We start from the raw sequence: 19,789 nt of genomic DNA, 5'->3' as shown, positions 1-19,789 counted from the left end.
CGTTCTCCTAGATCTCGTCCATGAATGCCGCGAGGAAGTCGCGCAGACGTTTGTCGCGTTCGGCGGCAAGTTTGCGCCCCGCCGCCGTCTGAAATCCGTCGGCAAGCTTGAACAGCTTTGTCTGGAAATGGTCAATGACATAGCGCCGATCGTCGAGCGGGCGGGTTTCCGCCGCCGGATCGAAAGGATCGTAGAGGCCCGAGCCCATTCGTCCGCCGATGTAGAAGCAGCGCGCCGCTCCCATCATGCCGATCGCATCAAGCCGGTCGGCATCCTGCAAAATCCTCGCTTCCACCGTTTCCGGAGCGATGTTGGCGGAAAAGCTGTGGGCGGTGATCGCATGCGCCACACTCGCAATCGCATCCGCCGCCCAGCCGAGCGCCTGCAGAATGCCGGATGCCTTCTCCGCCGCGAGCGCCGAAGCCTTGGAGCGCAGCGGTGAGCTTTTTTCGACCGCAACGCAATCATGGAGAAGGACGGCTGCCGCCAGTATTTTGCCGTTGCCGCCTTCGTCTGCATGGATGCGCATCGCATTTTTGAACACGCGCAGGATATGCGCAAGGTCGTGCGATCCGTCGTCGCCTTCGGCGGCATGCGGAACGAGGTCAGCTGCGAGGCTTTCGAAAGGGAAAAAGGCCTTGGCTTCGAACATGCGGATCACCGAACTTTGGAAGAGCTGAGGCTTCCGCATAATGCTTCAAGACCCGAGTCGCAATGAAGCTCTCAGCTCGCTTTCGTCAAAATCTCGGAGCGGGATGTTGAAGGCAGCGGCCTTGCCGGGGCGGTCAAAACGCCGGTGGAAGGCCTCGCTTAAAGACTTTGTCAATCTTGATTAATGGGAAGTTAACAGCTTATTGACCCGACTCGCAAATCGGTCTATCCACCGAGTCAGTTTTGATCGTCCCACATTGTATTGCGTACAAACATCACCGGAAAAAAGAGGCGGTGAAAGGAGGTTTGTATGACGCATATTTCACCTGTTTCAGAGACGTCCTATGCCTATTTGGCAACTCTTTCGCGGCTGGATACCAATGGCGACGGCGTATTGAGTCGCGGAGAGCGCGCAGCTGAAGAAAAGCCAGGCATCCTAAAGCAGCTTAGCGATGATGATACGGCGCGCCAGGCTCGTTCCACGGCTGCGAACGACGTTCTCGCGTTCATGATGAACCTTGGCAAGGTCAGTTCGTCTGATGAGAGCTCCGCGGGCGGGGCGAGTGATCGCGCCTCCGAACTCTACCGCCGGACTTACGGCCAGTATGACCCCGATGTGGGGTACTGGGCCTAATCTAAAGCGATCGAAAAAGTCGGCCCTTCCGCCGACTTTTTTGTTTCTATGGCTTGAAGCAGGAACACCTTTCTCAACAGGGCGTTGAAAAACAACAGTCACAAACGGAAGGAAATCCCGATGGCCAGGATCATGAGAATCGCGGCACTCATTCTTGCCGCTACGGCTTCGACCGCTGTTGCGCAGGACAAGCAGACGGCGACGGCGGACTTCGTCGGTGAGGACGGCAAGGAGAGTGGCCGTGCGACGCTGACGGCTGCCGCCAACGGCGGGGTGCTGATCGAACTCGAGGTTTCCGGCCTTCCGGCAAACAGATGGGTGGCTTTCCACGTTCACGAGATCGGCAAATGCGATGCGGCCACGCACCATGACTCTGCCGGCGGCCATTTCAATCCCACGAAAGCCGAGCATGGAATGCTGAGTGCCAAGGGTCCCCACGCCGGCGACATGCCGAACCAGTATGTAGGCCAGGATGGCATCTTGCGCGCTCAGGTGTTCGACAGCATGGTAACACTCGACGGCAAGGAGGATGGCATTCGCGGCCGCGCGCTGCTGATCCATGCCAATTCGGATGATTATCGCAGCCAGCCGTCCGGCGATGCCGGCGCAAGGCTCGCCTGCGCCGTCATCAAATGAAGCGATCCCGAAGCCGCTAGCCGCATTCTTCAACTGTAGTAAAAGCGCTCTGCATACCAGTCCGTGGAAGCCATGGGCTTTTCGCTTGCGACCCAGCGGGCGATATCGCTTTCCTCCAGCAGACTCGCCGTCACCTGATCTTCCAGTCCGACGAAGATCAGATTGGTATTTTCCCTTAGCCGGGGATCGCTGGTGAAGCCCATCCTGCTGTCGTTGGCGCTGTGAAGCAGGTCCATCCGGATATAAAGGAACTCCGGCTCGTAGGTCATCTCGCTTTCCTCGTTGAAGGCGTGGGCGACCTCGATGACCGACTTCTCGGGACCGCTATAGACCGTGATCGCCTCGTTCAGTCCGAAAGTCGCTCCGTAAAGGGTAACGGAGCGGACGGGAATGACGCTGACATCGCCAGTCACCAGATCCATCTGTTGGCCGGAGAAGCCGATTGCCTGACCATCGAGAGCGCCTCGGAAGAAATAAGAAAAACGGCCGCGCGTCAGATAGATCGCTTGCCAACGGAACCGCACGTATTCATCCGAATGTCCGGTCAGCCCTTTCAGGGTGTGCAGGCACTGCAGAAACGTATCGCGATAGTCTGGCAACGGCATCGGTTATCTCCTTGGGAGGTTAACCGATGGAGAGTCAAAACGTTCCGCTGCTGGATCGCCACCTAGCGGCGGGTTATTCGTTTTGCGGTTGCTCCTTCTTGAGCTGCCATATCGGCGTCGGTCGGCGGCAATCCGGCTTGCTCTGCGTCGCCGGACAAGGGATTGAGATGCCCGGTCTGGTCGATCGCGAGTTTGAGGCGCTTGACCATATCGCGGCTCACGCTCCACCAGTCGCCGGTCTTCGTCCAGTAGCGAAGTGCGAGGCTGATTGTCGTGCCGCTTACGCTGTCGATGAACACCGCCGGGCTCGGCGTTTCCAGAACGCGCTGATCCGCTTTGGCGAAGCCGACCAGTCTTTCCATGGCGACGTCGATATCCTCGTCATAGGCGAGGGCGACTTTCAACTCGTCCCGGCGCGTCGGTTCCCGGCTGTAGTTGGTAATCGGCGTGTTCCAGAGCGTCGAATTCGGCGCCATGCGGTAGAGCCCGTCGCTGGTCTTCAATTCCGTGGCGAAGAGGCCGATTTCAAGCACGGTGCCTGAGACAGTGCTCGTTTCGATGCATTCCCCGACAACGAAGGGGCGCAGGATAAGCAGCATGATTCCGGCGGCTATGTTCTGCAGCGTTCCCTGCAATGCCAGGCCAATCGCCAGGCCCGCGGCACCGAGAGCAGCGATGATCGAAGCGGTCTGCACGCCGAACTGGCCGAGGACAGTGACAAAAACCAAAATCAGCAGCGCATAGCGCAGCACGTTCGCAAAGAAACGTGCCAGCGTTTGATCGATGCCGCGCACCCGCGAAATGCCTTCGAAGGCCCAGCGGCTCAATAGGCCCGCCAGGATCCAGCCGCCCACCAACAGTATGATCGCCCCGAGGATCGCGAACGAGTATTGGACGGCGAGCGCGCTAGCCTGGCTGAGCGCCGTGCGGGTTGCCACGATGGCGTCTGTTGCCTGTTCCATGCTGTCTGCCGATGCCCCTGTTTGGTCGCGATTTGGTAGGCTCTAGATGGAGCGGGCCGCAGGACCGTCAACCGGCGAGTTCCGCAGTGATCGGAAGCACGAACGGCGCATTGCCGTCGGCATCCGCGCCGCGTCCGATCGCTTTGACGGCTCCCACCAAACGGCCCTTTCTTTGAAGCAGCGCATCGCCGATCTCAACGATACGAGCATTGGGCGTGGCATGGGGCGAGGCGCTGCGCAGGCGTTTCACCAGCGCCGTCTCATCCTGGTCGGGGACGAGTGAAAGAGCGGCGATCAAGGCGGCTGCCGGCGAACGGGAAACGCCCATCCAGCAGTGGATGAGCAGAGGCGAGCGCTGATCCCACGCGGCGGCAAAATCGATCAGCTGGCGCACATGTGTTTCCTCGGGCGCGACGAGATTTCCCGTTCCCTTGAAGGCGATATCGTTCATGTACAGCAGGAGATGGCGGTCGGCGGCGATTACCGCGGGCCGGTGGAAGGCCTGTTCCTTCGCCATGAGGCTGATCATTTCCCGCGCACCGTTGCGCACAGCCATTTCTGCGATCCGGGAAAGCGGCGAAACGATGATCCGCGTCATGGTTTCGTGCCCTTGCGCATCGTCTCGATCGCTTCGAAGCGCTCGCTGTAGAGCCGTTGCGCCTCAAGCGCCGGCAGCGGATCGATCATCAGCATGTCCTTGCTGATCCCGCGCGGCTGGCCGAAGAACTTCTGCGCTTCAGCAGGCGTGAACCCGGCAAGGCAGGTCGCCTCGAAATAGGCCGCGATCGTGTCAGCCTTCTTGATGTTGTCCTTGAGCTCCCGCGATGGATGCGGCTGAAGGCCGAAACGCAGGTGGATTGCGGCCTCGAGCCGCTTCTCGACGGTCTTGTAGCCGCCACCGACGACCGCTTTGAAAGGCGAGATCATATCGCCGATCACGTATTCGGGTGCGTCATGCAGCAGAGCCATCATGCAATCATCCGGGGTTGCATCGTTGAAGCGCCGGAAGATCTCCTCGACGACGATACAATGCTGGGCAACGGAAAAGGCGTGGTTCCCGGACGTCTGGCCATTCCAGCGTGCGACACGCGCGAGCCCGTGGGCGATATCGCTGAGCTCCACGTCAAGCGGCGAGGGATCGAGCAGGTCCAGGCGCCGGCCGGAAAGCATGCGCTGCCATGCACGCGGGGCCTTTGTCACGCGCTCGCCTCGTCGGCGTTGGCAGGGAAGGCGAGGCCGGACCAGGGCGGCAGCGTCAGCGAAACGGGGGTTTCACCTGCCAGCAGCGGCGTACCGGTCGCGAGCGCCTCTCCCACGCGATCGATACGGACGATCGCCAGCCCCTTGTTGCCGACCACGGAGCCCAAAGCGCCGACCGGCTTTCCGGCAGCCGTGATTTCGGTCCCCGAGGCCGGAAGGTCGGTGTCCGCCTTGACGGATACGACACGCCGGCGCGCTGTGCCGCGATGCTGCATGCGGGAAACTACTTCCTGACCGACATAGCATCCCTTCTTGAAAGAAAGCCCGCCATTCAGATCCATCAGCACGTCATGCGGAAATGCGTCCTGCAGCGCGAAATCCGCGCCGGAGGTGACGACGCCGTGTTCGGCGCGGAGAGCATCGTAGAGCGTTGCATTCGCCGAGCCGCGATTGCCGCTGCGGCGCAGAAGAGTCACCCCGGCTTTCGCAAAGCGGGTGTCGGTCACGCCTTCGGCAGCGTCTTCGTCCCAGGAGACCGTAACGCCTTGCTCTTCCACCGGCGCAAGAACAACGGCAGCGCGAAGCTTGTACATGGTCAGCCGCTTCAACAGCGCATCCCGCTGGGCTGCGTCGGTTTCGATAACGAAATCAGGATCATCGCGCCAGATCATGAAGTCGAACAGGATCTTGCCCTGCGGCGTCAGCAGCGCGCCGGGCCGCGCTTCATTGGCGGCAAGGGAGACAATGTCCGTCGTGATGAGATTCTGCAGGAAGGATTCGGCATCGGTCCCGCTGACGCGGATGAGCGCGCGATAGTTCAGAAATACGGCTGGCATGGCGAAAACCTGTCGCGTTCGTTTATCGCTCAGAAGTAAGTCTTCGGTGCGCCCGCTGCAAGCGGTAGTGAGCCTAGTCTCCGGCCGTGAAAAACTTCCACTTGCCGTCCGGCGTGATACCGAGACGATAGAAGTTGTAGCCACCGAATTCCTGCATGTCGGAGAGGTCGCCCGCGGTAACGATGCGCAGCAGCTCGACGCGCTCCGGCGGCGTCAACGCCTTCAGGTCCTTCTCGGCAAAATAGGGCCAGACATACATTTCTTCGGGAGTGCCTGCGCCCACATGCACGAAGCCCGTCGAGATTATGTCGAGCATGATCGCGAGAATCTCGTCGCCCTCCGGATCGCCGGAAAGGTCTTTCAGCGCACCGATCGGATCGTCTGTTGGCTCACCCACCGTCACTTGCGTCTGGTCAGCGCCGGTGCCCATGAGCGGTCGCAGGCGTTCCAGGTCGCCGGATGCTGCCGCTTCCACGATCTGCTCGCGCATGCGGCGCACCGGCTCCGGTGCCTTGCTGATGTCGTAGATAACTTCAACCGGCTTGGAATCGTCGCTCGCGCCCGGCGTCTTATCGGCGCTTTGGCCGCTGTCCTGGCTCACAAGCGGATCCGGCATGGGGACGCCAGGTGAGGTTCCAGGCGGAGTCTGGGTCTGCTGGGCATTCTGCTGGTCGGTCGCCTGCGGATCAGGCTGGCCCGGAATCTTTTGCAGTTCCGAAAGTGCATTTGCCGAAGGAGCCGCCAGAACACTGGCGCCGAGGCAAACAGCGAGCAGAAGCGGCGCGATCGAACGTCGCGAGACGGTTTCCTTAGCGGTGTGCATAAAAACCCCTTATTGCAGGGTGCGCTTCGGAGAAAATTCGCCGCCGAGCATACGCTCGCGCAGTGACTCGAGCAGTTCTTCTGCGCCCTTCTCGCCGTGACGGCGGATGGTTTCGCGAAGCGCCTGAACGATTGCGGTATCGGCGATGATCTCAGGCTCGATACCATCAGCCATGCCATCGGCCCAGGCTTCGTTGTGATATTCCAGAGCCGCCTGCATCTTTTCGTGGACGATCATGTCGTCGATGTCATTGAGGCTTGGTTCCATCATCTCTTCCTCAAACTGCCTGCCTTACTGTCTGGTTAAGAACTTTATCAGCCTTTTCCCGAAACGACACGCCCGCGAGTGAAAACAGGTTAATTTAACGTCAATTTCCAAAGCGCGAGGTAATTTCTGTGGCGAGTGTTGCACCTTCGTTACGGTAGCGCTCTTCTGCCACGATGGCTGATTGAGTGCAATCGGTATAGACGGAAGCAAAAGCACGGTAGCCACGGTTGAACGCGGCCGTCAGTTTTTCCTTCCGCAGCGGCTCGTCCTTCGTCTCCGAATCGAGGAGCCGCTGCATGTCGTTTCGCCATTCTCCGCTGCCCTGCGCCTTGCAGAGCGTGCGCAGGTAGTGAACCGAACCGATCACTTCTGCCAGCCGAGACAGTTTGTCGTCGTACGGCACCACGGCGGGCGCTGCCGGTGCGGGTTCGGCTGCCACCGGCGGTTTCTTGTCCTGCGCCCACGCGGAAGCCGTCATTGCTGAGCCGGCACATACGGCAAGAGACAAGAAAACGCGTCGAACGGGAATCATGAAAATAGTTTGATACTCTCGCCATGGCCGGAACAAGGCAGGCTCGCGAATTTCCACCGCGTTATTATTGGCTTGATAGCCGCTCGGCACATTCAAGCACCGATTGGGGCACCGGCAGACGGCGGATCTCCTCGACAGTGTACCAGCCGAGGGCGGCTGCGTCGTCTGAAGCGACGGCCACGGATCCCCGGTCAGCCTCCACTGTGAAGACCGAGAGGAAGAAATGACTGCTGGTACTGCCGTCGGCTGCGTGGGTCTTCAGGTCGTAGGTCGCAAAGAGCCGGGGATTGAAGGCGCGGATGCCGGTCTCCTCCTCGAATTCGCGCAGTGCCGTCTGATCCGGCGTCTCGCCATCCTCGGCTCGGCCGCCGGGAAAGGCGTACATGTCGGCGGACGGAGGATTGCGGCGGAGCACGAGAAGGAAGCGGCCGTCGCGCTCGAGGATCGCCGAAGATGCTGCTCTTGGATTTGAAGTCATGATATGCCGTTTCTACACTCAGCCGAAGATTGCCGTATTCTCGTCTTGAATATTCAATCGCCGAATCGAAGGGAAGGGCGCTCTGACATACATCGTTTATGCTCTTGCAGCGGTTTTCGAAATCGCCGGCTGCTTCGCTTTCTGGGCATGGCTGGGGATGGGCAAGCCGATCTGGTGGCTCGCGCCGGGCATGGTTTCGCTTGCCCTTTTCGCCTGGCTGTTGACGCTGGTGCCGAGCGAGGCGGCCGGGCGCATCTTCGCGGCCTATGGCGGCATTTATATCGTTGCGTCGCTTCTGTGGCTCTGGCTGGTGGAAAACCGGACACCGGACCGCTGGGATATCGGCGGCGCAACCGTCTGCCTTGCGGGAACGGCGATCATCCTCTTCGGGCCGCGCAGCTGACCCAAGCCTTGACCACCGCCAAACAGGGTGCAAAGACAGGGCGATGTGCGGACGCTATGCCTTGACGCTAACCCCGGAAGAGCTGAAGGAACTGCTTGGGCTGTTGGAGCTCGAGGACTTTCCCGCGCGCTATAATATTGCTCCGACGCAGCCGATTCTCGTCGTCGTTTCCGGCGAATCCCGGGAGAATGGCAGCAATCTGCCGGATCGCCGTGCCGTGCTCGTGCGTTGGGGTTTCACGCCCTCCTGGGTGAAGGATCCGAAGGAGTTTCCGCTGCTGATCAACGCGCGGGCCGAAACCGCTGTCGGCAAGGCATCCTTCCGCGCCGCCATGCGCCATCGCCGGGTGCTCGTCCCGGCCTCCGGCTTTTACGAGTGGCACCGCCCGTCAAAGGAAAGCGGCGAGAGCTCGCAGGCCTACTGGATCAAGCCCCGGCGTGGCGGCGTGGTCGCCTTCGCCGGACTGATGGAGACCTGGTCTTCGGCCGACGGTTCGGAGGTCGATACGGGCGCGATCCTGACCACGGCGGCGAACGCTTCCATCGCGCCGATCCACGATCGCATGCCGGTCGTCATCAAGCCTGAGGATTTCTCCCGCTGGCTCGACTGCAAAACGCAGGAGCCGCGCGACGTCGCCGACCTGATGAAGCCTGCCGAGGAGGATTTCTTCGAAGCGATCCCCGTTTCCGACAAGGTCAACAAGGTTGCCAACATGGGGGCGGATCTGCAGATGCCGGTCGTCATCGAGAAGCCGCCGAAACCGCCCGGCAGAAAGCCCGGCGACGGCCAGCTCAGCCTCTTCTGAAATCTCCACATCATTCAGCACTCCCGGAAAATTTATGTTCTCTTTCTCCGCTGCCCTCTCGGGCTTCTCTCTTGGCGCATCCCTCATCGTTGCCATCGGCGCGCAAAATGCCTTCGTGCTGCGCCGGGGATTGCTGCGCTCGCATGTCTTCGTCATCTGCCTGATCTGTGCTCTGTCGGACGCACTGCTGATCGTCGCCGGTGTCGGCGGTCTTGGAACGTTGGTGTCGCAGTCGCCGCTGCTGATTTCGGTCGTCACGCTGGGCGGCGCGATTTTTCTCGGCGCATATGCCGTGATGGCCTTCCGCCGCTCGCTCCATCCAGGTGCCATGAAGGCGGGCACGCCGGAAGGACTGGGACTGAAAGCGGCGATCGCAACCTGCCTTGCTTTCACCTTCCTCAACCCGCACGTCTATCTGGATACGGTCCTGCTACTTGGCAGCCTGTCAGCCGCCTATCACGGGCCGGATCGGATCGCCTATGGAGCAGGCGCCGCGATCGCCTCGTTCGTGTGGTTTTTCGGGTTGGGATACGGTGCGCGGCTGCTGCAGCCGGTCTTCGCAAAACCCGCCGCGTGGCGGGTCCTGGATGTCATTATCGGGATCGTCATGAGCCTGCTGGCAATCAGTCTGCTCGTCCGCTTTTTCAAGCCCGCTTAGGATGAGAACCTAGGCGGTCTTTTTGACGAGGGGCGGCTTGCTCTTCAGCATCAGCGCGGCTGCCAGCACGGCTCTCAGGCCGAGCGGCCGGTAATTTGCAGTGAGATCCGGTTTGTGCGTTTGTTCCGCCGGGCCAGTCTTAATCGAGGTCACGATACTCTCCTTACGTGCTACTCCAGACTCTTACCCTTCGCTCTTTCGCCTCCAACATCGACAAAATCGAGGCATGGCCAATCAGGAATTGTGTCCGCCGACCACATTGCGCGAGGTTTGACGCCAACGCCACGCGTTCGTGATCACTTACCGAGAGCGTAGTGGATTAGATGTGGCGGCCGATATCGTCGTCGCCAACGCCCGGCTCTTCGATCGTGAGCGTTCCGTATTTCTGCTTCCACTTGCGTGCTCCGAAGGGGAGGGAGAGCAGATAGACGACGACCGTGAACACCATGACTTCCCAGGTGAAGCTCATCAGCAGAGCGACATAGAGCACCACTCCGAGCATCATCGGCAGCACCAGATCACGCCGCAGCCGGTTGCCCTCCGACTTGCCGGACCAGACGGGCAGGCGGCTGATGAGCAGGAAGGCGATGAGAACGGTATAGGCGGACGAGATATAGGCGAAGGTGCGGTCCGTCGTGAGACCGAGGAAGCCGAGATAGACGGGCAGGAGCACCAGCATGGCGCCGGCAGGCGCGGGGACACCGACGAAATATTCGGACTGCCAGGGCGCCCGGTTTTCCCGCTCGGCCATGACGTTGAAGCGGGCGAGGCGCAGGCCCGCGGCGATCGCATAGATCAGAGCAGCGATCCAGCCGATGGAACGCGCCCCGTCCAGGGCGAAAACATAGACCACGAGAGCGGGCGCGACGCCGAAATTGACGATATCGGCCAAGGAATCCATCTGCGCGCCGAACTTGGAGGTCGCCTTCATCAGTCGCGCCACACGCCCGTCGATCCCGTCGAGAAAGGCGGCGATCAGCACCATGATCACCGCCAGTTCGTAGCGATTCTCGAAGGCGAGCCGGATACCGGTGAGGCCGGCGCAGATTGCCAGGATGGTGATGAGATTGGGAACCACAAGGCGCAGCGGGATCTCACGCAGCCGCGGGCCGCGCGCCGAGTCGTTCGGGCCGTTCGGTTCGAAGGGCGGGAAAGGCGTTTGCATATCGCGCTCCATTCGTTCTAGCTGCGGCGGCTGATGACCGGTCCCTTGGGATAACCGAATTCGGCCAACACGGTTTCGCCGGCTATCGCTGTCTGACCCACGGCAACGCGCGCCACGGCACCGGCCGGGAGGAATACGTCAACCCGCGAGCCGAAGCGGATGAGACCGAAGCGCTCGCCGGCATCCAGCGGCTCGTTCGTGTTTGCCCAGCAGAGAATGCGGCGAGCGACGAGGCCTGCGATCTGCACGACGCCGATCTGGCCGTGACTTGTTTCGATCACGAGGCCGTTGCGCTCGTTGTCTTCGCTCGCCTTGTCGAGTTCGGCATTCACGAAGCTGCCCGACCGGTAGTTGATGCTCACCACGCGGCCACGCATCGGCGCGCGGTTCACGTGGCAGTTGAACACGTTCATGAAGACCGAGATGCGAAGCATCGGCTCGTGGCCGAGGCTCAGCTCGGCAGGCGGCGTCACCATCTGGACCGAGGAAACCTTGCCATCGGCCGGTGAGATCACGAGATCATCGTCCTGCGGCGTCATGCGCTCGGGATCGCGGAAGAAATAGGCGCACCAAACCGTTAGAACGAGGCCGATCCAGAAGAGCGGCTCGTAGATCCAGCCAAGGATAAGCGAGGCTACGAAGAAGGCCGCGACGAACACATAGCCTTCCTTGTGCACCGGAACGATCGTATTTCGAACGGTATTGAGCAAGCTCATAGACGCTGGTCTCCTCGCGCTTTTCGTTCCGGTTACAGAAAAAGTCATGCGGGGGCAATGCCACCGCGTCCGGCTTAGCCTTCATGATGCGTGGTTCTAAACAACAAAACGGCAGAGTGACGGTTTGGTTCGCGCTACGTTGCCGGAGCAAGGCGAGAAACAACGCCCATGTCGTCGCTTTCGCGCACCTGCTTCAGATGTTCTTCAGCCTGTGTCGCTTCGCGCTGGCGGTTCCACATGGAGGCGTAGAGGCCGTTCTTTTCCAGCAGAGCCGTATGCGTGCCGCGCTCGGCGATTTCGCCGCTCTTCAAGACGATGATCTCGTCCGCGCCGATGACAGTCGACAGGCGGTGAGCGATGACTAGCGTCGTGCGGTTCTTCGAAACGACGTCGAGTGCGGCCTGTATCTCCCGCTCTGTCGTCGTGTCGAGCGCCGATGTCGCCTCGTCGAGGATCAGGATCGGCGGAGCCTTCAGGATGGTGCGGGCGATTGCGACGCGCTGCTTCTCGCCGCCCGAAAGCTTCAATCCCCGCTCGCCGACCTTGGTCTCGAAGCCCTCCGGCATTAGATCGATGAAATGCGCGATCTGCGCAATTTCCGCGGCCGTCTTCACTTCGGCGTCGCTGGCCGAGGGGCGGCCGTAGCGGATGTTATAGGCGACGGTATCGTTGAAAAGCACCGTATCCTGCGGAACCATGCCGATCGCCGTGCGAAGGCTTTTCTGAGTGACGCGGCGGATATCCTGGCCATCGACGGTGATTGCCCCGCTCTGGATGTCGTAGAAACGGTAGAGCAGCCGGGAAAGCGTCGATTTGCCGGCGCCGGACGGACCGACGACCGCGACGGTCTTGCCGGCCGGCACTTCAAAGGAGATGCCCTTGAGGATCGGACGAGCAGGGTCATAGGAGAAATGCACGTCCTTGAAGTTGATTGCGCCCTGGCCGATCTTGAGCGGGGTCGCATCCTGCGCATCCGTCACTTCGGCCTTCACGTCGAGCAGGTCGAACATATGCTCGATATCCGTGATGCCCTGGCGGATTTCGCGGTAGACGAAGCCGATGAAATTCAGCGGCACGGCAAGCTGAAGCAGCATGGAGTTGACGAAAACGAAGTCGCCGATAGTCTGCTCGCCGCGCTGCACGGCGAAGGCCGAGAGCACGAGCATGACCGTCGTGCCGAGGCCGAAGATGACGCCCTGACCGAAGTTCAGCCAGCCGAGCGAGGTCCAGACTTCGGTTGCCGCCTTTTCATAGCGCTCCATCGATTTGTCGAAGCGCTTGGCCTCCATCTCCTCGTTGCCGAAGTATTTCACGGTTTCGAAGTTCAGGAGCGAATCGATCGCCTTGGTGTTGGCGTCGGTATCGCTGTCGTTCATCGCCCGGCGGATGGCGATGCGCCAATCGGATGCGCGGATCGTGAACCAGATATAGGCCCAGACGGTGAACGCGGTGACGGCAAGATAGGAGAAGCCGTAGCCCAACCAGAAGATAACGGCCGTCAGCAGGAATTCGATGACGGTCGGTACCGAGTTCAGGATCGTGAAACGCACGATCGTCTCGATACCCTTGGTGCCGCGCTCGATGATGCGCGACAGTCCGCCGGTCTTGCGCTCCAGATGGAAGCGCAGCGACAGCTCGTGCATATGCACAAAGGTCCGGTAGGCGAGCTGGCGGACGGCATACTGTCCGACGCTGGCAAAGAGCGCATCGCGAAGCTGGTTCAGTCCGAGCTGGATCAGGCGCGTGAGGTTATAGGCGATGACCAGCGCGGTCGCGCCGGCGAGAAGCGGCGGCAGGGTTCCGGAAAGATCCATCCTGCCATTCAGGGCATCGGTCGACCATTTGAAGAAATAGGGGACAAGCAGCAGAACGAATTTGGAGACCAGCAGGTAAACCGACGCCCAGACGACGCGCATCTTCAGATCCGGCCGGCCGGCCGGCCACATGTAGGGCCAAAGATTGAGGAGCGTGCGGAGGAGTTTGGAGTCCGAGACTGTCTTGCCGTTTGCCATGTCTATCTCCAGCCCGATTGGGCCTGCCCGCGAAAGCGGCGTTTCAGTACGGCAAACGTGCAAAAAGCGGAGATGCCCGATTGAGCCTCCGCAGACAGGATCGCCGTCCCCGCCACATAGGCCAAGGGGCGGACGAATACAATGCTAAGGTCGGGCGTCAGAGCGTTTACCTTCTCCCCGGCGGGGAGAAGGTAGCGGCAGGCGGATGATGGCTGGTCTAACGTCTAGAGATGATGGCCAGAAAGACGCTTGCGATGAAGCTCCTCGGCGTTCGGCAAAGCGTCCTTGGGCACGCCGAAAATCTGACCAGGCAGAATACGGTCCGGATTAACGATCTGGGCCTCGTTTGCCATGTAGATCGTCGTATAGCGGACGCCGAGGCCGTAAACGCGGCGCGAAATCTGCCAGAGCGTATCGCCGCGGCGGATGATGACCGTGCTGTTGCTCGCTGTCAGCGGCGCCTGCTCGATCGTCTTCGGTTGGCTCGGGTCGCTGGTGGCGACTTCATTGGGAGTCGGTGCACTGGTCGCCTCCGGTGCGGACGCAAATCCGTCGATCATCGTTCCAAGCTTGTCCAGGGCAGCGCCTACCGACGTCGCATCCGTTGGCAGGGCATGAAGCATTGCAAGCGCACTGGAGGCGGACTGCGACGCGGTGCCGGCGGCCTGCTTGAAGGCAGGCGTTGCGTTCGCTGCCGGAAGGAATTCAGCGATGGAACTGAGGGCAAATTCCGTTGCAGAGCGTGCAGCCGCGAGCTGCTCGTCGCTGGGAACCTTGCCCTCGGCATAGAGACCCTTCAGCAGCGCGAATGCCTTGCTCGCATCGGTCTTCAGCTTGCCCAGTTCGCCTTCGTCGAGGGGAACCATCGCCTCTGCGCCGTCTGCAGCCGGGCTGGCGGGCTGTGCCGCGACCGTGACCTGGTCGCCTGCCGGGCGGTTGAAATTGACGGAGGCCCGAATCAGAACCTTGCCGCTGCCATCGACGACATCGACGCGGATCTTGTGATCTCCGACGGAGAGATCCATGGCGCCGTCGATGACGAAATGGCCGTCGGCACCGGCTGTCGCCTTGCCGATCAGCTTGTCGTCGGCATAGGCAAGTACAGTTGCATTTGCCTTGGCACTACCGGCGACGAAGATCTTCTTGCCTTCGATCTCGACGGCGTTGACCATCACTTCGGCAGGTGCCGAAGGTGCAGCATTGCCATCCGCCTGCGGTGAGGTTGAAACCGCCGGTGCCGTACTGGCGATATCGGCCGAGCCAGCCACCACGGCAGGCGGCTGTGTTGAGGCTAACTGTTCGCCTGTCGCGGGCGCAGCCGGCTGTGTCGCGGCCGCAGCCGCCGGAGTCTCGGCCTTCGGCGCCGTAATGATGCGGCTTGCCGCGCCGGGCTTGGAAACCATGGCCAGCAGTTCGGATCCGCTGCCGTCCTTCGGCACCGAAACGGTCGCGACTTCTTCGGAGGTCTGGCTCTTGCCGTCCTTGCCGGTTGCCTTGAGTACGATCTGGTGGTCGCCCGGCGCCAGCGGATTGTCGAGAACAGCGGCAAAATCACCAGTCGGGCCGACTTCGGTGGTCGTAACCAGCTTGTCGCCGTCGAAAATTTCAAGCTTGCTGTTCGGCGCGGCGGAACCGGCGATCACGGTCGAGCCATCCGGCTCTACGCGCAGGACGTCGAAAGCGGGAAGCTTGGGTCCGGAAGTGGCCTCGGCTGCAGGGGCGTTCGCCGCAGGCTGGCTCTCGGCCGCGCCGGAGAGTGCCGCCTCGGCCTTTACGAGTGCGGCAAGCGCGTCGGCGATATTTTCCGGCAGGTTTTGAACGATGACCAGCGCCTTTGCGGCGCCGTCCTTGGCTTTCGTGACGGTGGCCGTCGTCGCCGGATCGGAGCCGTCGGGAATTGCGAAATCGGCGAGCGCCTTCAACGAGTCTGTCGCCTTTGTCCTGGCGGCGCCGAATGCTTCGGCCGTCGGACCCTTGCCGTCTGCGAAGAGTGCCTTAAGTTGCGTGAGAGACTGACCTGCGTCGGCGGCAAGACGGCCGACCTTTTCGGTCGTAGCAGCCGCGTCGGCAGCCGCGTTACGCGTGGTCTTGCCGGCTTCTTGTACCGTGTTCTTGACCTGGGAGCCTGCTTGATTGATGGCATCGCCGATTTTTGACGCATCGTCGCCGATCCGGGGCATGACCACGAAGACCATCAAAAGGATTGCAATTCCAAGCACTGCAAAGGCCAGCAAGCCGGCGCGGTTTCTCATCATTACGTCTCCCCAGGCGGCAAAATGTGCCGGTACATCAAAAATTGCTAGCGATTCCCGTTGCTTTGCACAAGCATTCAAAGCAATAACGCAGGCTCAACGCGCAGCTTTTCTTTCATTTTTCTTGACTGCTGAGGCATGGAATAGTTGTTTGCCCCTATGAACGATCAATCTCATTCGATTCAGTCGATCTGCGTTTACTGCGGCTCAAGGCCCGGAGGAGACGCAGCGTACATGGCTGCCGGGCGTGCATTCGGCAAGGAAATCGCCGAATACGGCCTCCGCCTCATCTATGGCGGCGGCACCAAGGGCATCATGGGCGCTGTTGCGAGCGGCGTGCTTTCCAATGGGGGGCAGGTGACCGGCATCATCCCCGAATTCCTGATCGACATGGAGGCGACTCGCCATTCCCTCGGCCAGCTCAACGAACTTATTGTAACGCCGGACATGCATACGCGCAAACATATGATGTTCGAGCGTTCCGACGCCTTCGTGGCGCTTCCGGGCGGGATCGGCACGCTGGAAGAAATCGTCGAGATCATGACATGGGCTCAGCTTGCCCGCCACGAGAAGCCGATGGTGTTCGCCAACATCAAGGGCTTCTGGGATCCGATGATGGAGCTGATGCGGCACATGACGGAAGAGGGCTTCGTCCACACGGCTCACAGGGTCCAGCCGCTGGTCATCGACGATATTTCTGGAATCATCCCCGCCATCATGGCGCAGGCAGCGGAACTCGCTGCCGACCGTGAGGGGGAGGATGCCGTAATTTCGAAGATGTAAGGACGGGCTAAAGCGCGTCGCGATCTTTCAGAATCGCTTAGCGCTTAATTCCTTTGTTTTCGCGCATGCCTTAGCCCGAAACCGGTCCCCACTTTCCGGAGACCTGCTTAGCGCCCGCGCGTCGCGTTCAGCATCGACCACGTATAAAGCACGAGGCCTGCCCAGATGAGCGGGAAGGCGATCATGCGTGCAGTGCCGAGCGGCTCGTGAAAGGCGAAGATGGCGATCAGGAAGATCATCGTCGGCGCGATATACTGCATGATGCCGATCGTCGACAGCCGGAGCAGCTTGGCGCCGTTTGCATAGATCATCAGCGGCACGGCGGTGATCAGGCCGCAGCCGAGCAGCAGCGCTGTATCGGCGAGGCCGGTGCGGTAGAGGTGACCCTCGCCGCTACCGAGCTCCATATAGAGGATGTAGAGCAGGGCCGGTAAGCTGAGGATCAGCACTTCGAGGAAGAAGCCCTGATTGGGGCCGAGCGGCAGCGTCTTGCGCAAGAGAGCGTAGAAACCCCAGGTGACGGCGAGCACCAACGCAACCCAGGGAATGCCACCGCTGTCGATGGCAAGCACGATGACAGCGATGCCGGCAAGGCAGATCGCTGCGATCTGAAGAGGCTGCAGCCTCTCCTTGAGCAGGACGGCAGCGAGGAAGATGCTGAACAACGGGTTGATGAAATAACCGAGCGCGGCATCGAGCGCATGGCCGGCCCCGATCGCCCAGACATAAGTGCCCCAGTTGACGGTGATGAGTGACGCCGTCAGCGCCGCCATCGCCAGCATGCGCGGCGAGCGCAGCGCGATGGCAATGTCTTGCGTGCGCCCGAGGGCGAACAGCACGGCGCCTGCCAAAGGCACAGACCAGATAATGCGGTGCGCGATCACCTCCGCCGGCGAGATATGCGCCACGGCCTTCATGTAGAAGGGCAGGAAGCCCCACAGAAAATAGGCCGTCAGTGCGAAGGCGAAGCCGCGTGCGCTATCCTCGTTCTTGATGGCAGGTTGGCTCGCCTCGGCAGACATCGGGGGTGTTTCCATATTTGTTCTGGTTATGGACCCGATTAACCCAAGCGGCATGAATAGGCCAATTCATTTCGGTGAATGAATGTGCAGCGGTTTTGAACCTCTCCAGTTCACTCCGCCGCGATCTTACCCGCCAGCTGCCGGTTCTTCATCAGCTTGTAGATGACGGAATCCATCAGCGCCTGGAAGGAGGCATCGATGATATTTTCCGACACGCCGACCGTCCACCAGCGCACGCCGCTCGAGTCGGTGGATTCGATGAGAACGCGCGTGATCGCCTCCGTGCCGCCGTTGAGGATGCGCACCTTGAAGTCGGCAAGCACGAGATCGTCGATTTCATGCTGGTACTTGCCGAAATCCTTGCGCAGTGCCAGGTCGAGCGCGTTGACCGGGCCGTCGCCTTCGGCCACCGACATGATCGTGTGGCCCTCGATGACGATTTTCACGACGGCCTCCGAGACGATCTTCACCCGTCCGTGGGAATCGAAGCGGCGCTCGACCATCACCCGGAAACCTTCGACCGAGAAGAATTCCGGAATGGTGCCGAGCGTACGGCGGGCAAGCAGCTCGAAGCTTGCATCCGCGCCCTCATAGGCATAGCCCGAGGCTTCCCGTTCCTTGACGATGGAGATCAGCCGGTCCAGCTTCGGATCGTCCTTGGCGACCTCGATGCCGCGGCGTTTGAGCACGTTGATGAAGTTCGCCTTGCCGCCCTGGTCGGACACCATGACCTTGCGGAAGTTGCCGACGCTTTCCGGCGGCACGTGTTCGTAAGTGCGCGGATCCTTGAGCAGGGCGGAGGCATGGATGCCGGCCTTCGTCGCGAAAGCCGAAGCGCCGACATAAGGCATCTGGTGATCCGGCGAACGGTTCAGGAGCTCGTCGAAAGCGTGGGACAGGCGCGTGAGATTCGTGAGCCGTTCGGCATCGATGGTGGTTTCGAAGCGCGTGCTGTAGGTGTCCTTGAGGGCGAGTGTCGGGATCAGCGTCACCAGATTGGCATTGCCGCAACGCTCGCCGATGCCGTTCAGCGTCCCCTGGATCTGACGGGCGCCTCCCTCGATGGCTGCCAGCGAATTGGCGACGGCCTGGCCCGTATCGTTATGCGCGTGGATGCCCAGACAGTCACCGGGAACGCCTGTCGAAATCACCGCTTCGACGATGGCTCGGATTTCGGGAGGCTGCGCCCCGCCGTTGGTGTCGCAGAGCACGACCCAGCGGGCGCCGGCTGCATAGGCCGTCTTCGCGCAGGCGAGCGCATAGGCGGGGTTGGCCTTGTATCCGTCGAAGAAGTGCTCGCAGTCGACCATTGCCTCCTTGCCGGCAGCAACCGCTGCCTTCACGCTTTCGGCGATGCATTCGAGGTTTTCCTCTTTGGTGCATCCGAGCGCGACTTCGACGTGGTAGTCCCAGCTCTTGGCGACGAAGCAGATCGCATCGCTCTTTGCCTGCAGCAGCGCCGCAAGCCCCGGATCGTTGGAGGCTGAAACTCCGGGCCGCTTCGTCATGCCGAAAGCAACGAAACTTGCCTGGCCGGTGCGCTTCTCGCCGAAGAACGCCGTATCCGTCGGGTTCGCCCCCGGATATCCGCCCTCGACATAGTCGAGGCCGAACTCGTCCAGCATGGTCGCGATCGCAATCTTGTCCTCGACCGAAAAGTCGATGCCGGGCGTCTGCTGCCCGTCCCGGAGCGTCGTGTCGAAGAGGTAGATTTTTTCGCGTGTCATGATGTTGGTTCCGTCGGCCTCGAAGGCACTTGTTACTTTCCGGCGAATTTGTCGGTTGCCCGGATCAGCCGATCCAGAATGCCGGGCTCCGAAAACGCGTGGCCCGCGCCTTCGATCAGATGGAATTCCGCCGTCGGCCAGGCCTTGTGCAGCGCCCAGGCGAAGCGGGCGGGGCAGGGCATGTCGTAGCGGCCATGGACGATGACGCCCGGAATGTCCTTCAGCTTGTGGGCGTCGCGGATCAGTTGCCCTTCCTCCAGCCAGCCGGCATTGACGAAGAAGTGGTTTTCGATGCGGGCAAACGCATAGGCGAATTCCGCTTCCTCGAACTTGCCGCTGGTCGATTTTTCCGGCAGCAACGTGATCGTCTCGCCTTCCCAGATGCTCCAGGCATGGGCGGCTTCGAGCGCAACGGCCCGGTCGGCGCCAGTCAGCCTCCGATTATAGGCCTGCATCATCTCGTGGCGCTCTTCCGGCGGGATCGGTGCGATGAAGCGCTCCCATTTGTCCGGGAACATCTCCGAGACGCCGAACTGATAGTACCAGTCGAGCTCGGCCTTGGTCAGCGTATAGATGCCGCGGACGACGAGTTCGGAAGCCCGCTCGGGATGCTTTTCGGCAT

At 61.0% G+C, this 19,789-nt stretch carries 24 protein-coding genes; 6 read left to right on the top strand and 18 right to left on the bottom strand.

The genetic code is table 11. The features are described from left to right. Window positions 1-7: 7 nt before the first annotated feature. Window positions 8-652 (bottom strand): HD domain-containing protein, encoded by a 645-nt coding sequence (locus ACPYOJ_RS26905; protein WP_481418969.1) that lies wholly within the window; start codon window positions 650-652, stop codon window positions 8-10. 309 nt (window positions 653-961) lie between these two features. Between ACPYOJ_RS26905 and ACPYOJ_RS26900 the strand changes: the two genes are divergently transcribed. Together ACPYOJ_RS26900 and ACPYOJ_RS26895 are read left to right on the top strand one after the other, a co-directional pair. Next, window positions 962-1,285 carry a hypothetical protein gene (locus tag ACPYOJ_RS26900; RefSeq protein ID WP_481418968.1) on the top strand — a complete coding sequence of 108 codons (324 nt, stop codon included), beginning with the start codon at window positions 962-964 and terminating at the stop codon, window positions 1,283-1,285. Between the two features lie 120 nt (window positions 1,286-1,405). Beyond that, the gene (locus ACPYOJ_RS26895) at window positions 1,406-1,921 is read left to right on the top strand and encodes a superoxide dismutase family protein (RefSeq protein WP_481418967.1); all 516 of its coding nucleotides are present in this window, start codon (window positions 1,406-1,408) and stop codon (window positions 1,919-1,921) included. Between the two features lie 29 nt (window positions 1,922-1,950). Here the strand turns inward: ACPYOJ_RS26895 and ACPYOJ_RS26890 are convergent, their stop codons facing one another. The 9 genes from ACPYOJ_RS26890 to ACPYOJ_RS26850 all read right to left on the bottom strand — a co-directional run bounded on the left by ACPYOJ_RS26890 (window position 1,951) and on the right by ACPYOJ_RS26850 (window position 7,624). Further along, entirely contained in the window at window positions 1,951-2,526 is a 576-nt protein-coding gene (locus ACPYOJ_RS26890; protein ID WP_481418966.1) for a hypothetical protein, read from the bottom strand. A 62-nt stretch (window positions 2,527-2,588) separates the two neighbouring features. Next, window positions 2,589-3,488 carry a mechanosensitive ion channel family protein gene (locus ACPYOJ_RS26885; protein WP_481418965.1) on the bottom strand — a complete coding sequence of 300 codons (900 nt, stop codon included), beginning with the start codon at window positions 3,486-3,488 and terminating at the stop codon, window positions 2,589-2,591. Between the two features lie 67 nt (window positions 3,489-3,555). Next, the gene (locus ACPYOJ_RS26880) at window positions 3,556-4,086 is read right to left on the bottom strand and encodes a tyrosine phosphatase family protein (protein WP_481418964.1); all 531 of its coding nucleotides are present in this window, start codon (window positions 4,084-4,086) and stop codon (window positions 3,556-3,558) included. Then, on the bottom strand, window positions 4,083-4,658 hold the full coding sequence (locus tag ACPYOJ_RS26875; protein ID WP_481418979.1) for an HD domain-containing protein: 576 nt from the start codon (window positions 4,656-4,658) through the stop codon (window positions 4,083-4,085). Before ACPYOJ_RS26875 ends, ACPYOJ_RS26880 begins: the two co-directional genes overlap by 4 nt. A 26-nt stretch (window positions 4,659-4,684) precedes the next feature. Further along, window positions 4,685-5,524, bottom strand: a complete 840-nt coding sequence (ygfZ, locus tag ACPYOJ_RS26870; RefSeq protein WP_481418963.1) for a CAF17-like 4Fe-4S cluster assembly/insertion protein YgfZ — start codon at window positions 5,522-5,524, stop codon at window positions 4,685-4,687. A gap of 73 nt (window positions 5,525-5,597) precedes the next feature. Beyond that, on the bottom strand, window positions 5,598-6,347 hold the full coding sequence (locus ACPYOJ_RS26865; protein WP_168829032.1) for a hypothetical protein: 750 nt from the start codon (window positions 6,345-6,347) through the stop codon (window positions 5,598-5,600). Between the two features lie 9 nt (window positions 6,348-6,356). Continuing rightward, the gene (locus ACPYOJ_RS26860; RefSeq protein ID WP_481418962.1) at window positions 6,357-6,614 is read right to left on the bottom strand and encodes a hypothetical protein; all 258 of its coding nucleotides are present in this window, start codon (window positions 6,612-6,614) and stop codon (window positions 6,357-6,359) included. A 100-nt stretch (window positions 6,615-6,714) separates the two neighbouring features. Continuing rightward, window positions 6,715-7,146, bottom strand: a complete 432-nt coding sequence (locus ACPYOJ_RS26855) for a TIGR02301 family protein (RefSeq protein ID WP_481418978.1) — start codon at window positions 7,144-7,146, stop codon at window positions 6,715-6,717. A 64-nt stretch (window positions 7,147-7,210) separates the two neighbouring features. After that, a complete protein-coding gene (locus tag ACPYOJ_RS26850; protein WP_481418961.1) occupies window positions 7,211-7,624 on the bottom strand; it encodes an NUDIX hydrolase in 414 nt (137 codons plus the stop codon). Window positions 7,625-7,706: 82 nt separating this feature from the next. Between ACPYOJ_RS26850 and ACPYOJ_RS26845 the strand changes: the two genes are divergently transcribed. Genes ACPYOJ_RS26845 through ACPYOJ_RS26835 form a run of 3 tightly spaced genes read left to right on the top strand, consistent with a single transcriptional unit; the run spans window position 7,707 to window position 9,490 of the window. Then, a complete protein-coding gene (locus tag ACPYOJ_RS26845) occupies window positions 7,707-8,027 on the top strand; it encodes a YnfA family protein (RefSeq protein ID WP_481418977.1) in 321 nt (106 codons plus the stop codon). A 43-nt stretch (window positions 8,028-8,070) separates the two neighbouring features. Then, the gene (locus ACPYOJ_RS26840; protein ID WP_481418960.1) at window positions 8,071-8,832 is read left to right on the top strand and encodes an SOS response-associated peptidase; all 762 of its coding nucleotides are present in this window, start codon (window positions 8,071-8,073) and stop codon (window positions 8,830-8,832) included. Window positions 8,833-8,866: 34 nt separating this feature from the next. Then, the gene (locus ACPYOJ_RS26835; protein WP_481418959.1) at window positions 8,867-9,490 is read left to right on the top strand and encodes a LysE/ArgO family amino acid transporter; all 624 of its coding nucleotides are present in this window, start codon (window positions 8,867-8,869) and stop codon (window positions 9,488-9,490) included. 9 nt (window positions 9,491-9,499) lie between these two features. Here the strand turns inward: ACPYOJ_RS26835 and ACPYOJ_RS26830 are convergent, their stop codons facing one another. The 5 genes from ACPYOJ_RS26830 to ACPYOJ_RS26810 form a co-directional block, all read right to left on the bottom strand. Then, window positions 9,500-9,643, bottom strand: a complete 144-nt coding sequence (locus ACPYOJ_RS26830; RefSeq protein WP_481418958.1) for a hypothetical protein — start codon at window positions 9,641-9,643, stop codon at window positions 9,500-9,502. 166 nt (window positions 9,644-9,809) lie between these two features. Then, entirely contained in the window at window positions 9,810-10,655 is an 846-nt protein-coding gene (pssA, locus tag ACPYOJ_RS26825) for a CDP-diacylglycerol--serine O-phosphatidyltransferase (RefSeq protein ID WP_168829038.1), read from the bottom strand. Between the two features lie 17 nt (window positions 10,656-10,672). Continuing rightward, complete coding sequence (locus ACPYOJ_RS26820) at window positions 10,673-11,419, bottom strand: phosphatidylserine decarboxylase (protein WP_281408072.1); 747 nt, start codon at window positions 11,417-11,419, stop codon at window positions 10,673-10,675. Between the two features lie 86 nt (window positions 11,420-11,505). After that, window positions 11,506-13,383 carry an ABCB family ABC transporter ATP-binding protein/permease gene (locus ACPYOJ_RS26815; protein ID WP_481418957.1) on the bottom strand — a complete coding sequence of 626 codons (1,878 nt, stop codon included), beginning with the start codon at window positions 13,381-13,383 and terminating at the stop codon, window positions 11,506-11,508. A gap of 224 nt (window positions 13,384-13,607) precedes the next feature. Continuing rightward, window positions 13,608-15,638, bottom strand: coding sequence for a LysM peptidoglycan-binding domain-containing protein (locus ACPYOJ_RS26810; protein WP_481418956.1), 2,031 nt, complete (start codon window positions 15,636-15,638; stop codon window positions 13,608-13,610). A gap of 156 nt (window positions 15,639-15,794) precedes the next feature. Between ACPYOJ_RS26810 and ACPYOJ_RS26805 the strand changes: the two genes are divergently transcribed. After that, window positions 15,795-16,418 (top strand): LOG family protein, encoded by a 624-nt coding sequence (locus ACPYOJ_RS26805; RefSeq protein WP_168829042.1) that lies wholly within the window; start codon window positions 15,795-15,797, stop codon window positions 16,416-16,418. 107 nt (window positions 16,419-16,525) lie between these two features. Here the strand turns inward: ACPYOJ_RS26805 and rarD are convergent, their stop codons facing one another. From rarD to ACPYOJ_RS26790, 3 genes are all read right to left on the bottom strand, one after another. Continuing rightward, window positions 16,526-17,440 (bottom strand): EamA family transporter RarD, encoded by a 915-nt coding sequence (rarD, locus tag ACPYOJ_RS26800; protein ID WP_481418955.1) that lies wholly within the window; start codon window positions 17,438-17,440, stop codon window positions 16,526-16,528. 110 nt (window positions 17,441-17,550) lie between these two features. Beyond that, window positions 17,551-19,167: a citramalate synthase gene (cimA, locus tag ACPYOJ_RS26795; protein WP_481418954.1), complete on the bottom strand. Its 1,617-nt coding sequence runs from the start codon at window positions 19,165-19,167 to the stop codon at window positions 17,551-17,553. Between the two features lie 32 nt (window positions 19,168-19,199). Then, on the bottom strand, window positions 19,200-19,789 hold a 590-nt coding region (locus ACPYOJ_RS26790), incomplete at its 5' end, for an alpha/beta hydrolase family protein (protein WP_481418953.1).

It is taken from the genome of Rhizobium sp. SVR5-9E, from assembly GCF_056755095.1.
Note: the sequence above shows the minus strand (reverse complement) of the source record. Positions and strands in the feature narration are given on the sequence as shown.

Excerpts from the sequence above, each read along its gene's own strand:
- cimA (WP_481418954.1), bottom strand. The coding sequence starts at position 19,167 with ATGACACGCGAAAAAATCTACCTCTTCGACACGACGCTCCGGGACGGG.
- rarD (WP_481418955.1), bottom strand. The coding sequence starts at position 17,440 with ATGTCTGCCGAGGCGAGCCAACCTGCCATCAAGAACGAGGATAGCGCA.
- ACPYOJ_RS26850 (WP_481418961.1), bottom strand. The coding sequence starts at position 7,624 with ATGACTTCAAATCCAAGAGCAGCATCTTCGGCGATCCTCGAGCGCGAC.
- ACPYOJ_RS26835 (WP_481418959.1), top strand. The coding sequence starts at position 8,867 with ATGTTCTCTTTCTCCGCTGCCCTCTCGGGCTTCTCTCTTGGCGCATCC.
- ACPYOJ_RS26880 (WP_481418964.1), bottom strand. The coding sequence starts at position 4,086 with ATGACGCGGATCATCGTTTCGCCGCTTTCCCGGATCGCAGAAATGGCT.
- ACPYOJ_RS26860 (WP_481418962.1), bottom strand. The coding sequence starts at position 6,614 with ATGGAACCAAGCCTCAATGACATCGACGACATGATCGTCCACGAAAAG.
- ACPYOJ_RS26865 (WP_168829032.1), bottom strand. The coding sequence starts at position 6,347 with ATGCACACCGCTAAGGAAACCGTCTCGCGACGTTCGATCGCGCCGCTT.
- ygfZ (WP_481418963.1), bottom strand. The coding sequence starts at position 5,524 with ATGCCAGCCGTATTTCTGAACTATCGCGCGCTCATCCGCGTCAGCGGG.
- ACPYOJ_RS26820 (WP_281408072.1), bottom strand. The coding sequence starts at position 11,419 with ATGACTTTTTCTGTAACCGGAACGAAAAGCGCGAGGAGACCAGCGTCT.
- ACPYOJ_RS26810 (WP_481418956.1), bottom strand. The coding sequence starts at position 15,638 with ATGATGAGAAACCGCGCCGGCTTGCTGGCCTTTGCAGTGCTTGGAATT.
- ACPYOJ_RS26840 (WP_481418960.1), top strand. The coding sequence starts at position 8,071 with ATGTGCGGACGCTATGCCTTGACGCTAACCCCGGAAGAGCTGAAGGAA.
- ACPYOJ_RS26815 (WP_481418957.1), bottom strand. The coding sequence starts at position 13,383 with ATGGCAAACGGCAAGACAGTCTCGGACTCCAAACTCCTCCGCACGCTC.
- ACPYOJ_RS26900 (WP_481418968.1), top strand. The coding sequence starts at position 962 with ATGACGCATATTTCACCTGTTTCAGAGACGTCCTATGCCTATTTGGCA.
- ACPYOJ_RS26805 (WP_168829042.1), top strand. The coding sequence starts at position 15,795 with ATGAACGATCAATCTCATTCGATTCAGTCGATCTGCGTTTACTGCGGC.
- ACPYOJ_RS26895 (WP_481418967.1), top strand. The coding sequence starts at position 1,406 with ATGGCCAGGATCATGAGAATCGCGGCACTCATTCTTGCCGCTACGGCT.
- ACPYOJ_RS26885 (WP_481418965.1), bottom strand. The coding sequence starts at position 3,488 with ATGGAACAGGCAACAGACGCCATCGTGGCAACCCGCACGGCGCTCAGC.
- pssA (WP_168829038.1), bottom strand. The coding sequence starts at position 10,655 with ATGCAAACGCCTTTCCCGCCCTTCGAACCGAACGGCCCGAACGACTCG.
- ACPYOJ_RS26875 (WP_481418979.1), bottom strand. The coding sequence starts at position 4,658 with ATGCTTTCCGGCCGGCGCCTGGACCTGCTCGATCCCTCGCCGCTTGAC.
- ACPYOJ_RS26905 (WP_481418969.1), bottom strand. The coding sequence starts at position 652 with ATGTTCGAAGCCAAGGCCTTTTTCCCTTTCGAAAGCCTCGCAGCTGAC.
- ACPYOJ_RS26890 (WP_481418966.1), bottom strand. The coding sequence starts at position 2,526 with ATGCCGTTGCCAGACTATCGCGATACGTTTCTGCAGTGCCTGCACACC.
- ACPYOJ_RS26855 (WP_481418978.1), bottom strand. The coding sequence starts at position 7,146 with ATGATTCCCGTTCGACGCGTTTTCTTGTCTCTTGCCGTATGTGCCGGC.